Source organism: Allosphingosinicella vermicomposti (assembly GCF_003012815.1).
GTDB lineage: Bacteria > Pseudomonadota > Alphaproteobacteria > Sphingomonadales > Sphingomonadaceae > Allosphingosinicella > Allosphingosinicella vermicomposti.
On the sequence record NZ_PXYJ01000001.1, the window covers coordinates 924,814 to 938,413 of the forward strand.

Sequence of the window (13,600 nt, forward strand, 5' to 3'; positions counted from 1 at the left end):
TCAGCGATATTCAACCACCGCGTCGCGGCGAAGGTCGCGCAGGTAACGCTGGGCGCGCAGGTTCACACGCTGCTCGCTCAATTGCGCATAAACCTGATCGAAGGACGGCGTCGCCGCCTGGCTCGGATCGTCGCGGCCGCACAGGACGAGAACGCGCACGCCATCCTCGACGGAGCCGAACGGCGTTGTCGCCTGGCCGACGTCGAGGGCAAGGATCATGTTCTGAAGCGCGGGCGGAAGATCGCGCACGCGGGTCGTATCGTTCGACACGAGTTCCGCACCGATACGCTGCGCCGCGGCCTGAGCGCCGCCGCATCCGCCCATCTCCTGGCTGACCTTCGCCAGTTCGGCCACCTTGCCGCTCGCCTGATCGCGGGTCATGCCCTTGGGGAAGGAAAGGGACATCTGGAGGAGGCTCAGCACGGCGTCGCGCGGATCGCTCGTCAGCACCTGACGGCTGTCGTCGACGCGAACGATGGAATAGCCACCGGCGATCTTGATCGGACGGCTGATTTGGCCGACCGGAAGGCTGCGTACAGCTTCTGACAATTCGGCGGGAAGTTGATCGGCCTTCACCCAGCCGAGGCTTCCGCCGCGCGCCGCGGTGGACGCCTGCGAGAAGCGCTGGGCGGCAACCTGGAACGGTGCGCCCTGTGCGATCTGCGCGGCAATCGCGTTGGCGCTCTGCTCGACCTCGGCGTCATTGCCGCCCTGAATCGGCAGATAGATTTCCGAAACGCTATATTCGGGTTGGCCCTTCGATGCGTTGAGGCGATCGATCATCGCCTTCACCTCTTCTTCGGAGACGTTGACGAACGGCTCGATCTCGCGGCCCTGCAGGCGGCTCCACGCGATTTCCGCCTCGATCTGCCGCTTCACGGTCTGAACCGACGAATTATTCTGGGCGAGAAACGCGGTCATTTGCGCGCCGGTCTGGCCGGTGGATTGTGCATAACGTTCGAAATAACGGTCGATCTCGGCCTTCGTCACTTCGATCTCGGACGCCTTCGCCGCCTGGATCTGCAATGATTCGTCGACGAGGTTGCGGAGGGTTTGCGCGCGCAGGCGCTTCATGTCCTCGGGCGAAATCGTCCGGCCCTGATTGGCCATGACGAGCAGAGCCATGCGGTGATCGACATCGGTGCCGGTGATGATCTCGCTATTGACGATCGCCGTGGCCTTGCGGACCGACGGATCGGTATCGCCGAAAAACTGCGGATTAGACGGAAGATTGAGCCCACCCTGCGGCGCTGCGCCCTGGGGCGTAGCAGCCGGGGGCACAGCATTTTGCGCAACCGCCGCCGCCGCCAGAAGCGATCCGGCCAACATCAGTCCTGCTCCGTGAAAACGACCGAGCTTCATCATTCCTCCAAATTTCAAGCGGACCGCGACCCTGTCACGCCATGGCTGAACCTGAGCTTAGCGGCCCAGGTTCTTCAATGCCACCCGGAACAGGAAAGTATTGCCGCGCGAAATGTCCCCCGTATCCTCATAATCGCGGCGCCAGGTGACGCCAACCTCCAGGCAATCGTCGTCATAGGCGATGCCAAGGCGGTGGCGGACCGGCTCGAAACCGTCAGCCTGCGAGAAAACATCCTCGTCCCGGCCGGTGAGATCGATGACCGCCGATCCGAAGATCGACCAGTAACGCGCGATCTTCACGCGGCCACCGGCGCGGACCTCCTCGCGGTCGCGCAGATCTTCGAGCTGCGGTCCGATGTCGCGATTGAGGCGGAAATAGCCGATTGTCGCATAGGTTTGTTGTCCGCCATAAGTGGCGTCGACCTCGTTCCTGCGAATGGCGAGGCTGTCCTTGTCCAGCCGGAAGCGATGGGTGAAGCTCACCCGGCGCCCGACGCGCACCGTCGTTCGGCCCACATAATCGGAAAATTTGTCGGACAGCCCCGTGCCTTCGGGAAGCAGCGATTGCCTGTCGCTCAGCCGGTAGCTTTGCCCCACCGTCGTGCGGATCTGAACGCCGGGAAGGTCGATATTCCAGTCCGCGCCATAAGTGATGCGCGCGCCATCCTCCCAGCGGTCGTAGCCGGGAAAACGGTTTAGTGCGAAGAGGTTCGAATCCTCAAGATCGACGGCGCGCGCATCTTCGTTGGGAAGATCGAGGTTTCCGGTAACGGGTGACGCGACGATCTGGACACGTGGCGTCAAACGCTGCGTCCCACCCATAAATTCGCCGATGAGCGGCCATTTGAGCTCGGCGGCAAGCGCACCGATCGCCCTTCCGTTCCAGCCCTCTTCGCCACGGTAGAGAGGAGTTGCGGTCAATTCCGTATCGTTCGTGTGGTAGATGTCGCCGCGCGCATAAGCGGTTAGCGTCAGTTCCTGGCCCCAGTCAGTAATCCGCCGCCGCTCCCACCGTAGGCCCGCAAAGGCACGCTGGGTGTTCTGGCCTTCGTTGCGGATGAGGGCGAGGCTGTTCGCCTGAAGCTCGATACCGCCACCGAGATAGGGATCCTCAAACCGCCAGCGCGCGTCGATCGCGGGAAGTGCAAAGGGCTGCTGACCGGCGACATCGGTGACGCGCAGGCCCTGGAAGACCCAACCAGCAATCGAGATATAGCTGTTCGCGCTGATCCGCTCGGCATTGACGACGCTGCGCAAGCGGTCGTCATTAGAAATATCGTAGCGGCGCAGGAAGGTGCGGTCGGTCGTGTAGCGGCCCGACGCTGTGATGCTCCACTTGGGGCTCAGCTGGAACTTGCCGTTCCCCTCCAGATAGGCGCGAATATCCTTGTCGCGGCCGGTTGAGTCCGGGCCGATATCCTGGCGTGACCCATAGGTTACGAAGCCGCGCAGGCGATAGGCGCCGATGGACGTCAGTTCGCGATACTCGGCCTCGGCCGCGGGCAGCACCTCGCTATAAACGTGAGGGGTAAGGGTAAGGTCGCGATTGGGCGCAAGCTGCATGTAATAAGGCAGGGCAAGCTCGAATCCATTATTGCCGCTGACCTTGATGTCGGGGAACAACAGCCCGCTGCCGCCCTTCGATCCGTCCGGATGCGACAGCCCGGGCAGGGCGATGATCGGCACGCCGAACAGGTTCAGCGACGCGCCTTCATAGCGAATACGGCCCCGGTCGGGATCGTGAACGACCCTGACAGCATTGATCTGCCAGGTCGGCTCCTTGGGGCAACCCTCCTCGGTCAACACCGCGCAGGGCGAATAAGCCGCCTGAAAGAGGGTCGTGACTTTATCGTCCCGCGTTGCCCGGTTCGCCGCCAGCCGCCCGCCATCGGCCAGCACCAGGAGCAGGTTTTCGATCACGCCGTCGCGCAGGGCGTCGGTCAGTTCCACCCGGTCGCCGTAAACACGGTCGCCGCCCGGGGTTGCCAGTTGAACATTGCCGCTCGCGATCACCGCGCCGCTCGTCCGGTTCCAGGTAACCTCGTTGGCGCGCAGGTTATTGCCTTCGCTCGCCATTCGCACATCGCCCGTCGCCGTCACGATCTCGCTATTGGTATCGTAGGTGAGCTGGTCGGCGCTGAACCGGACCTCGCGCGCTTCCTCCGCCACGGGCGCGATTTCCTGCGCCCAGGCCGCGCTGGGCAAGGCGAGCAGGGGGAGGGCGGTCCGGCAAAGGAGGTGGAGCGTCTTCACTTCATTCCAGCATCTTGGGCCGAACGCGGCCATCCTGGCCCGCCTTAAGGCCGAAGGAGGGCCGCTGGCAACCGTGCAGGCGTTACCCAAAAAGATTGTCCGTTCACCTTTGCCAGCGGCGCGTCGGCACTCTATCTGGGGCGCGACGGAGGCTTGTGTCCTCCCAATGATATGTATGGAGATCATGCGTGATGAAGGTTCGTTTCAGCGCCGAGCGTCCCAGCGGTTCTTTCGCCCTCGCTCTTCCGATCAGCGGCGAAGATATGCTTACCGAACGCCTGGGTAGCCTGGATGAAGCGGGCCGGACGCTCGCGGCGCGAGCCGCTGAGGCGCAGCGTTTCGAACGGGAGGCGGGCGCGATCGCCGAAAGCTTCATTGTCGACGGCGATAGCGCGCGGCGCCTTCTGCTCGTCGGCCTTGGCGGCAAACGCGATGAAGAGGCGCTGTTCGAACGCGTCGGCGGCGCCCTTGCCGCGCATCTGCTGACCTCAGGTGAAAAGACGCTCGTCGTCGACCTTTCAGGGATTGAAGCGAGCGGCGAAGAAGCCGCCAAGATCGCCTTCGGTGCCGCGGCCCGTTCCTGGCGTTACGACATCTACCGCACGAAGCTTTCGGCGAAGGCCAAGCCGACGCTTGAAGAGATCGTGATCGTGGGCGGCGGTGCAGACGCCGAAGAGAAATGGGCGGACAAGTCGGCCCTGCTCGAAGGTATTTTCCTCACCCGCGAACTCGTCACCGAACCCGCGAACATCATCTATCCCGAAAGCTTTGTCGAACGCTGCCGCAAATCGATGGAAGGCCTTGGCGTCGAAATCGAGGCGCTGGACGAACAGCAGATGGCAGAGCTCGGCATGAACGCCCTGCTCGGCGTGTCACTGGGTTCCGCGAAGCCGCCGCGCCTTCTCGTTATGCGCTGGAATGGCGGCGAGCCGGGCAAAAAGCCCGTCGTCTTTGTCGGCAAGGGCGTCACGTTCGACACCGGCGGCATTTCGATCAAGCCCGCGGCCGGCATGGAAGCGATGAAGTGGGACATGGGCGGCGCCGGCGCGGTCGCGGGCGCGATGAAAGCCATCGCCGGACGCAAGGCGAAGGCGAATGTCATCGGCATTTGTGGCCTTGTCGAAAACATGCCGGACGGCAAGGCGCAGCGTCCGGGCGACGTCGTTACATCCATGTCGGGCCAGACGATCGAAGTCATCAACACTGATGCCGAAGGCCGCCTGGTTCTGTGCGATGCCATGACCTGGGCGCAGAAGACCTATAAGCCCGACGTGCTTGTCGATCTCGCGACGCTCACCGGCGCCATGCTGATCGCGCTTGGCCATGAATTTGCCGGTATGTTCACGAACGACGATGGCCTTGCGGTCCAACTCGCCGACGCAGGCCTCAAGACCGGCGATAAATTGTGGAGGCAGCCGCTTGGCGCCGCTTATGACAAGCTGATCGACAGCCCGATCGCCGACATCAAGAATGTCGGCCCGCGCGAGGCTGGGTCCATCACTGCGGCCCAGTTCCTTCAGCGCTTCGTTGATGATGGCGTGAAATGGGCGCACCTCGACATTGCGGGCACCGTGTGGTCGGGCAAGGCGGGCAGCCTCTACGACAAGGGCGCCACCGGCTTTGGCGTTGCACTCCTCGACCGCTTCATCGCCGCCAATCACGAGGGCTAAGCGCGCGACGTGCGGATCGGCTTTTATCATCTGACTGCTGTTCCGCTGGAGCGTACCTTGCCCCGCATCGCCGAGCGGGTGCTGGCTGACGGCCAGCGCCTGCTCGTCGTGGCCGATGAAACGCTGCTCGACCGGCTCGACGAACTGCTCTGGACTTATGCGCCAGCTTCGTTCCTGCCGCATGGACGGGAGAGGGCGGACATACAGCCGGTTTTTCTTTCCAAAGCTTGTGAGGCAGCGAACGGAGCCACGCACATATTGATCGCCGACGGCATCTGGCGCGACGAAGCCTTGTCCTTCGATCGCACCTTCTATCTGTTCGACGAAAGTCGCATCGCCGACGCACGCACCGCCTGGCGCCAGCTTAAGGGTAGGGAGGGGGCCAACCTGTCCTATTGGAAGCAGGACGAACAGGGCAAGTGGGTCGAAGGGCCATAACCTTCGGCATCGCTAGGAGCGCAGCGACGCGGCAATTCATCTTGAGGCCAGGTTTGGCGCCGCTGGATTGCCTCGCTCCGCTCGCAATGACGATGGAGCGACGACTTGCCCTTTCCTCGCGTCCCGCCTAAAGCGCCGCGCAATCCCAATCCTCATTTCAATGGAGCATAATCGGCCATGGCGACCGAACGCACTTTCTCGATCATCAAGCCCGACGCGACCCGCCGCAACCTGACCGGCGCCGTCACCAAGATGCTGGAAGATGCCGGCCTCCGCGTCGTCGCTTCCAAGCGCATCCACATGTCCAAGGAACAGGCTGAAGGCTTCTATGCCGTCCACAAGGAACGTCCTTTCTTCAACGACCTCGTCAGCTTCATGATCTCCGGCCCGGTCGTCGTTCAGGTTCTGGAAGGCGAAAATGCCGTCGCGAAGAACCGCGAAGTCATGGGCGCGACGAACCCGGAAAATGCCGACGAAGGCACGATCCGCAAGGTTCACGCGGAATCGATCGAAGCCAACAGCGTCCATGGTTCGGACAGCCTGGAAAACGCCAAGATCGAAATCGACTACTTCTTCAAGCCGGAAGAGATCGTAGGCTAACGCCTGTCTTAATGACTAAATGATCAGGCCCCGGCGAAAGCTGGGGCCTTTTTCGTTAGGAGGCGGCGCGATCCGCCAGCAACTTCCGGCAAAACGCATCGAGCGCCGCCGGATAGAGCTTATGCTCCTCGACCAGCACCCGCTGCGCCAATGTTTCCGCCGTATCGCGCGCCTGAACCCGGACCCGGGCCTGCGCGATGACGGGGCCGTCATCCAATTCCTCGGTCACGACATGGACCGAACATCCCGCATATTCCTCTCCCCCCATCAGCGCCCGCTGGTGCGTGTCGAGACCCTTATAGTCTGGCAGGAGCGAGGGATGGATATTGAGGATCCGGTGATTCCAGCCGTGAATGAATTCAGGCGACAGCAGCCGCATATAGCCCGCGAGCGCGATCACCTCGACACCGCTCCGCCGCAGTTCGGCATCGACGAGCGCGTCGAATTCGGCACGTTTCACGCCTTTATGGCTTTGCGCCCAGGTTGGAATGTCGAACCGTTTCGCAAGCACCAGCCCGCGCGCTTCAGGGACGTTCGAGGCCACGACCACGATCTCATAAGCCGGATCGGCCTTGCGCTTATAATCGGCCAGGGCTTCAAGGTTCGATCCCCGTCCGGAGATGAGGACGCCGACCCGGACCTTGTCAGCCATTATGCGTCGCGGTCCAATCGGCCTTGGCGCTCCACACGCCTGCGGGGCCGGACACGGTGCAGCCCTTTTCGCCCGCCTCGATCCGCCCGATCGTGAAGACGGTCTCTCCCGCAGCGTCCAGCGCCGCCTTCACGTCTGCCGCATCACCGGAGCGGACGACCACCGCCATGCCGATGCCGCAGTTGAAGGTCCGCGCCATCTCCTCGGGCTCGATATTCCCCTGTCCCTGCAGGAAGGCCATCAAACGCGGCTGCGTCCACGCGCCAGCATCGACATGTGCATGCAGGCCGTCGGGCAGCACACGCGGGATATTTTCAAGGAGTCCGCCGCCCGTGATGTGCGCCAGCGCCGCAATCTTGCCGCTCCGCACCAGCGGGAGCAGGGACTTCACATAAATCCTTGTCGGCTCGATGAGCGCTTCGATCAGCAACTTGTCCTGATCGAACAAAGCAGGGCGGTCGAGCTTCCAGCCCTTGTCCGCCGCCAGCCGCCGCACGAGCGAAAAGCCATTGGAGTGAACCCCCGACGAAGCCAGCCCGAGGATCACGTCGCCATCCTCGACCCGCGATCCGGTCAGCGCCTCGGCCCGCTCCACCGCGCCGACGCAGAAACCGGCGAGGTCATAATCGCCTTGCGCATACATGCCCGGCATTTCAGCGGTTTCCCCGCCGATCAGCGCGCAGCCCGCTACCTTGCAGCCTTCCGCGATGCCCGCGATCACGCGTTCCGCGACACCGCTTTCCAGCTTCCCGGTCGCGAAATAGTCGAGGAAGAAAAGCGGCTCGGCGCCTTGAACGATCAGATCGTTCACGCACATCGCGACAAGATCGATGCCCACCCCATCATGCCGGTCCGAATCGATGGCGAGTTTGAGCTTCGTGCCGACCCCGTCATTCGCCGCGACCAGAAGCGGGTCGGAATATCCCGCTGCCTTCAGGTCGAAAAAGCCGCCAAACCCGCCCAGCGATGCGTCCGCGCCGGGGCGTGCCGTCGCCTTGGCCAGCGGCGCGATCGCCTTTACCAGCGCATTTCCGGCGGCAATGGACACACCTGCCTTGGCATAGGTGTAGGACTCGCTCTGCTGATCCGCATCGTTCATGTTTTACGCGACTAGCCATATCCTGCTTGGATTTCCACGCTCAACTCGCCAAAAGGCCAGTTGTAATGGCTTTCCTTTCCTCCAAGAGGCTGATCGCGGGCGCCGCGGCCTTGTCGCTCGCTGGCGCGGCGGCGGTCTATGCGCAGCTCGAAGGCGCCGATCGCGGCATTGCCCCGGTCGACAGCTCCAGCTCGTTCGAAATCACGGGCATCGAGGTCGACGTTACGGCGAAGACGGCGGAAGCCGCGCGCAGCGAAGGCTGGCGGCAGGCGCTGACCAAGGGCTGGCAGGCGCTCTGGGCGAAAACGCATAACCGCCCGGTGAGCGAGGCGCCGAAGCTCAGCTATACCGACCTGTCCGGCATGATGTCGGGGATCGTGGTCGAGCAGGAGCAGATCGGCCCCAACCGTTATGTCGCGACGTTGGGCGTCCTCTTTGATCGCGCGCGTATGGCCGGTGTGCTCGGCGGTGCGCAGGGGCAGGTTCGCCGTTCGCAGCCCATGCTCGTTATTCCGGTGATGCTGACCGGCGGTTCCTATCAAAGCTTCGAATCGCGAAATGAATGGCAGCGGGCTTGGGCGCAGTTCCGCACGAATAACAGCCCGATCGACTACGTCCGGCCAACCGGCATCGGTGCCGATCCTCTGCTGCTCAACGTTTCCCAGGCACAGCGCCGCAATCGCAGCTGGTGGCGCGTCATCCTCGAACAATATGGCGCGGCCGACATCCTCGTGCCCGAAGTGCGGTTGAAGCGGCTTTATCCCGGTGGCCCGGTCATCGGCACGTTCAGCGCGCGTCACGGACCCGATTATCAGCTGATCGACCGTTTCACACTGCGCGTCGAATCGAGCGCCGCCTTGCCGCGCCTGCTCGCGACCGGCGTGCAGCGCATCGACCAATCCTATGCTCGCGCGCTTGCCGAGGGACGCCTGACCTTCGATCGCTCGCTCATCCCGGTTGAGCCGGAAATCGATCCGGCTGCGGAGATCGAGGCGGCCAGCGATGCGGTGTCCGACGCCGCGCCTGAACCGGTGGCGGCGCCTGCCGGAGCCGCCGTGCCCTACAGCATCCGTTACGCTACACCGAGCACCAATGAGGTCGCGGAGGCCGAGATTTCATTGAGCGGCATTCCGGGCATGACCTCGGCGCTGACCACCAGCACCGCGATCGGCGGGATATCGACGATGCGCGTCACTTTTGCGGGCGACTCTGCCGCGCTTGCCGCCGCTCTTCGCGCCCGTGGCTGGAGGGTGCAGGGCAGCGGATCCACGCTCACCATTTCCCGGGGCCAGTAAGTGGTACAGATCGCGCTGCCGCTCGATTGGCCGGTGGCGAGTGGGGAGGCGGATTTCATCCTGTCCGATGCCAACCGTCTGGCATTTGAACATCTCCGCCGCTGGCATACCTGGCCGGTCATGGCGACGATCCTCGTCGGTCCGCGCAAGTCGGGCCGCAGTCTGCTCGGCGGCATCTTCGCCCGCAAGGTCGGCGGCCGACTGTTCGACGACGCGCCCGCGCATGATGAAGAAACACTTTTCCACGCCTGGAACGATGCGCAGGCGCAGCGGCGCCCGGTCCTGCTCGTCTCTGACACGCCGCATTGGGACGTCGACCTTCCGGACCTCCGCTCGCGCCTCGCCGCGACCCCGCATGTCGAGATCGGCCTGCCGGACGATGCGCTCATCTGTAACCTGATTGTAAAACTCTTGTCCGATCGGGGAATCATGATTCCGCCCGAAATTCCCCAATATGTCGCCCCGCGGATCGAACGGAGCTACGTGGCCGTTCTGAAGGCCGTGGACAGTCTGGATCATGCAGCCCTTGCCAGCCGCCGCAGGTTGACCCTGCCCGCCGCCCGCGCGGCGCTCGTCGCCGATAAGCTGGTCGACCGGAGTGATCGCCTTGGCTAGCGCCAGCCAGTCCGCGAGCGACCTGTCCGATCTTCCGGGAGGCGAATCGCGCTATTTCAACCGCGAACTCTCCTGGCTCGCCTTCAATCGGCGCGTGTTGGAAGAGGCATGCAATTCCGCGCACCCTCTATTGGAACGCCTCCGCTTCCTTTCTATTTCGGGGCACAATCTCGACGAATTCTTCATGGTCCGCGTTGCCGGCCTCAAGGGCCAGCAACTACTGGGGGTCGAGGAGCGCTCCGCCGATGGCCTGACGCCCGCGCAGCAGCTCGCTGCCATTGCGGAGGAAGCGGACGACCTGACCGTCAGCCAACAGCAGGTGTGGAACGACATCAAGGCGGAGCTGGCGGACGCTGGGCTTCAGGTTATGGGCAATGACGATGTCGACGCTGACAGCGAGGCTTCACGTTGGCTCGCCCGCTATTTCGATGAGCAGATTTTCCCGGTTTTGACGCCTCAGGCCATCGACCCCGCTCATCCCTTTCCCTTCATCCCGAATAAGGGCTTCTCCCTCATCTTCGACATGAAGCGCCGGGCGGACGAAGAGCCTATCCATGAACTTTTGATGGTGCCGGCCTCGCTTCCGCGCTTCGTCCGCGTGCCGGGGCAGGAGGCGCGCTATATCGCGATCGAAACGCTCATCCGCCGCCATATCGGTACGCTCTTCCCCGATTATGACGTGCTCGGCCATGGTGCCTTCCGGATCATCCGCGACAGCGACATCGAAGTGGAGGAGGAGGCCGAAGACCTCGTCCGCTTCTTCCGCTCGGCGATCAAGCGCCGCCGCCGGGGCCGCGTTATTCGTTTAAAGCTCGAGGCAGGTATGCCGCCCGAGCTTATCGCTCTCGTCCGCGAAGGCATAGACGCCAGCCAGGCGATCGTCTCTGAATCGACCGGCTTCCTCGGCATCGCCGACCTTGAAGGGTTGGTGGACGAGGACCGGCCCGATCTTAAATTCACGCCATTCGCGCCACGCTTTCCCGAGCGTATTCGCGAACATGACAGCGACTGTTTCGCCGCGATCCGTACCAAGGACATCGTCGTTCACCACCCTTACGAAACCTTCGACGTGGTGGTCGCCTTCCTGCGCCAGGCGGCCGAGGATTCGGATGTCGTCGCGATCAAGCAGACGCTCTATCGCGCGGGCAAGCAGTCCGCGATCATCCGCGCCCTGATTGACGCCGCCGAAGCGGGCAAGTCCGTTACGGCCGTGGTCGAACTCAAGGCCCGCTTCGACGAAGAGCAAAATATCCTCTGGGCAAATGCGCTAGAGCGGGCGGGGGTGCAGGTCGTCTACGGCTTTGTCGATTGGAAGACTCACGCCAAGGTGTCGATGGTCGTCCGCCGGGAGGAGAAGGGCTATCGTACCTATTGCCACCTTGGCACCGGCAATTATCACCCTGGCACCGCGCGTGTTTATACCGACGTCAGCTTCTTCACCGCCGACCCGCGCGTTGGCCGCGACGTGGCGCAGCTGTTCAACTATATTACCGGCTATGTGGCGCCCCGCGACCTCGAGCTCATCACCATGTCGCCCTACGGCCTTCGCGAACATCTCTTCGCTTTGATCGATCAGGAGATGGAGAATGTCGCGGACGGGAAGCCCGGCGCCATCTGGGCGAAGATGAACTCTCTCGTCGACCCCGCGATTATCGACAAGCTTTATGTCGCCAGCAATGCGGGCGTCGAGATTGACCTCATCGTGCGCGGCATTTGCTGCCTTCGGCCTGGCGTTCCGGGCCTTTCCGATCATATCCGCGTCAAATCGGTGGTTGGCCGCTTCCTTGAGCATAGCCGCATCTGGGCCTTCGGAAATGGCGAGGAGTTGCCGAACCGGGCCGCGCAGGTGTTCATCAGCTCGGCCGACTGGATGCCGCGCAATTTCGACCGCCGCGTTGAATATATGCTCCAGGTCGAAAACCCTACCGTTCACGCCCAGATTCTCGATCAGGTCATGGTCGCCAACCTCATCGACAATGAACAAAGCTGGCGGCTCCAATCGGATGGCCGTTACGTTCGCCTCTCAGCAGATGGCGAGAAGCCATTCAATCTTCATCGTTACTTCATGACGAATCCATCATTGTCCGGACGCGGTGGCGCGCTTCGGGCAGGTGGGGCGGTGCCGAAACTGCGCCTGCGGAGGGCGGAGCCATGATCGGCCAGGATCCCGTTGCGATCATCGACATCGGTTCGAATTCGATCCGCCTCGTCGTCTATGCCGGCGCCCCGCGTATTCCCGCGATCATCTTCAACGAAAAGGTGATGGCGGGCTTGGGCAAGAGCCTCAACGCCTCGGGTGAACTCTCAGGAGGCGCGCAAAACCGGGCATTGAAGGCGTTGGCGCGTTTTCGTCTGCTTCTCCGGCAGATGGACGTCAGCGAGGTCCACGTTGTTGCCACCGCCGCCGTGCGCGATGCGAGCAACGGCACCGCCTTCCTTGACGACGTACGCGCAATCGGTTTCGATCCGGAAGTTCTATCCGGCGAGCGGGAAGGGTTGATGGCGGGTCAGGGCGTCCTCTCTGCAATCCCTGAGGCGGATGGCATCGTCGGCGATCTGGGCGGCGGCAGCCTCGAACTGGTCGACGTCGCGGGCGGCAACGTGCGCAAGAGCGCCTCCACGCCCTTCGGCGTCCTCCGCATTCCCGCAATCCTGGAACAGGGTGAAGGCGCGCTACGCAAGATCGTCCGCAAGGCACTGGAGGAAAAAGGATTTGCGAGCCTTGGCAAGGGGCGCCCTTTCTACCTGGTCGGCGGCTCATGGCGCGCGCTAACGAAACTCGACATGGCGCTGACGGACTACCCGCTGCCGATCAGCCATCATTATTGGCTGGCACCCGATCGCCCCGCCGAACTCTACCACATGATTAACGATGGCGCGCGCAAGGAAGCGAAGGCCGTCCTCTCCTCTGCCCGCTTCACCACCCTTCCTCAGGCAACTCTTTTACTTCAGATATTGTCTGAGGAATTGCAGCCTAATGTCCTGATAACATCAGCCTTTGGTATTCGAGAGGGCTTTCTGTTCGATCGCCTTGACCCTGCGACGCGGTCGCGCGATCCGCTGATCGATGCGGCGCGGGAAGCGGGCAGGGGGCTTGGCCGGTTCGAAGAACATGGCAAGCTGCTCGACCGCTGGATCGCGACCGCTCTGCCTGAAGAAGACCCCGCCTTTGCTCGCCTTCGCCTCGCGGCCTGCGTCCTGTCCGATATTGCTTGGCGCGCCCACCCCGATTTCCGTGCCGAGCGCGGCGTCGATATGGCACTTCACGGCCATTGGGTAGGTATCGATGCGCCGGGCCGGGTGATGATCGCTCAGGCTTTATTCTGTAATTTCGCCGGGTCAGGCGAGTTTTCAGATCTTGATTGCGCCGCCCTCTGCACGCCGGACGAGCTTCACCGCGCCAGTCTATGGGGTCACGCCATGCGCCTCGCCCAACGCCTCAGCGGCGGCGCAGCCGAAAGCCTCCGCAACACCGGCCTCATCGTTGACGGAGATTTCCTCCGCCTCGAACTACCCGGCGGCCAAGCTGCACTCTACGGAGAAACGGTGGAAAAGCGCCTCAAAAACCTCGCCGCCGCCATGGGCCTGACACATGCCTGCTCAGCGGCTTGACCCG

Annotated in this window: 11 protein-coding genes; 7 read left to right on the forward strand and 4 right to left on the reverse strand. The window is 62.9% G+C overall.

Annotation, left to right across the window (positions count from 1 at the left end; all coding sequences use genetic code 11):
• Complete coding sequence (locus tag C7I56_RS04545) at positions 1-1,329, reverse strand: peptidylprolyl isomerase (RefSeq protein WP_245409580.1); 1,329 nt, start codon at positions 1,327-1,329, stop codon at positions 1-3.
• A 90-nt stretch (positions 1,330-1,419) separates the two neighbouring features.
• The gene (locus tag C7I56_RS04550; protein ID WP_106639307.1) at positions 1,420-3,648 is read right to left on the reverse strand and encodes an LPS-assembly protein LptD; all 2,229 of its coding nucleotides are present in this window, start codon (positions 3,646-3,648) and stop codon (positions 1,420-1,422) included.
• 158 nt (positions 3,649-3,806) lie between these two features.
• Here C7I56_RS04550 and C7I56_RS04555 point away from each other — a divergent pair, with 158 nt between their 5' ends.
• From C7I56_RS04555 to ndk, 3 genes are all read left to right on the forward strand, one after another.
• The gene (locus C7I56_RS04555) at positions 3,807-5,285 is read left to right on the forward strand and encodes a leucyl aminopeptidase (protein ID WP_106639308.1); all 1,479 of its coding nucleotides are present in this window, start codon (positions 3,807-3,809) and stop codon (positions 5,283-5,285) included.
• A 9-nt stretch (positions 5,286-5,294) separates the two neighbouring features.
• The gene (locus C7I56_RS04560; RefSeq protein WP_106639309.1) at positions 5,295-5,723 is read left to right on the forward strand and encodes a DNA polymerase III subunit chi; all 429 of its coding nucleotides are present in this window, start codon (positions 5,295-5,297) and stop codon (positions 5,721-5,723) included.
• 177 nt (positions 5,724-5,900) lie between these two features.
• Positions 5,901-6,323, forward strand: a complete 423-nt coding sequence (ndk, locus tag C7I56_RS04565; protein WP_106639310.1) for a nucleoside-diphosphate kinase — start codon at positions 5,901-5,903, stop codon at positions 6,321-6,323.
• A 55-nt stretch (positions 6,324-6,378) separates the two neighbouring features.
• On the opposite strand, the gene purN is transcribed toward ndk, so the two are convergent.
• Entirely contained in the window at positions 6,379-6,975 is a 597-nt protein-coding gene (gene purN, locus C7I56_RS04570) for a phosphoribosylglycinamide formyltransferase (protein ID WP_106639311.1), read from the reverse strand.
• Entirely contained in the window at positions 6,968-8,074 is a 1,107-nt protein-coding gene (purM, locus tag C7I56_RS04575) for a phosphoribosylformylglycinamidine cyclo-ligase (protein ID WP_106639312.1), read from the reverse strand. Before purM ends, purN begins: the two co-directional genes overlap by 8 nt.
• 65 nt (positions 8,075-8,139) lie before the next feature.
• Between purM and C7I56_RS04580 the strand changes: the two genes are divergently transcribed.
• From C7I56_RS04580 to C7I56_RS04595, 4 genes are read left to right on the forward strand one after another with little or no spacing between them, the layout of a single operon-like run.
• Positions 8,140-9,369 carry a hypothetical protein gene (locus C7I56_RS04580; RefSeq protein WP_106639313.1) on the forward strand — a complete coding sequence of 410 codons (1,230 nt, stop codon included), beginning with the start codon at positions 8,140-8,142 and terminating at the stop codon, positions 9,367-9,369.
• A complete protein-coding gene (locus C7I56_RS04585) occupies positions 9,370-9,984 on the forward strand; it encodes an HdaA/DnaA family protein (protein ID WP_106639314.1) in 615 nt (204 codons plus the stop codon).
• The gene (locus C7I56_RS04590; protein ID WP_106639640.1) at positions 9,977-12,139 is read left to right on the forward strand and encodes an RNA degradosome polyphosphate kinase; all 2,163 of its coding nucleotides are present in this window, start codon (positions 9,977-9,979) and stop codon (positions 12,137-12,139) included. The genes C7I56_RS04585 and C7I56_RS04590 overlap by 8 nt, the downstream gene beginning before the upstream one ends.
• Positions 12,136-13,596: a Ppx/GppA family phosphatase gene (locus C7I56_RS04595; RefSeq protein ID WP_106639315.1), complete on the forward strand. Its 1,461-nt coding sequence runs from the start codon at positions 12,136-12,138 to the stop codon at positions 13,594-13,596. Before C7I56_RS04590 ends, C7I56_RS04595 begins: the two co-directional genes overlap by 4 nt.
• The last annotated feature ends 4 nt before the right edge of the window (positions 13,597-13,600 follow it).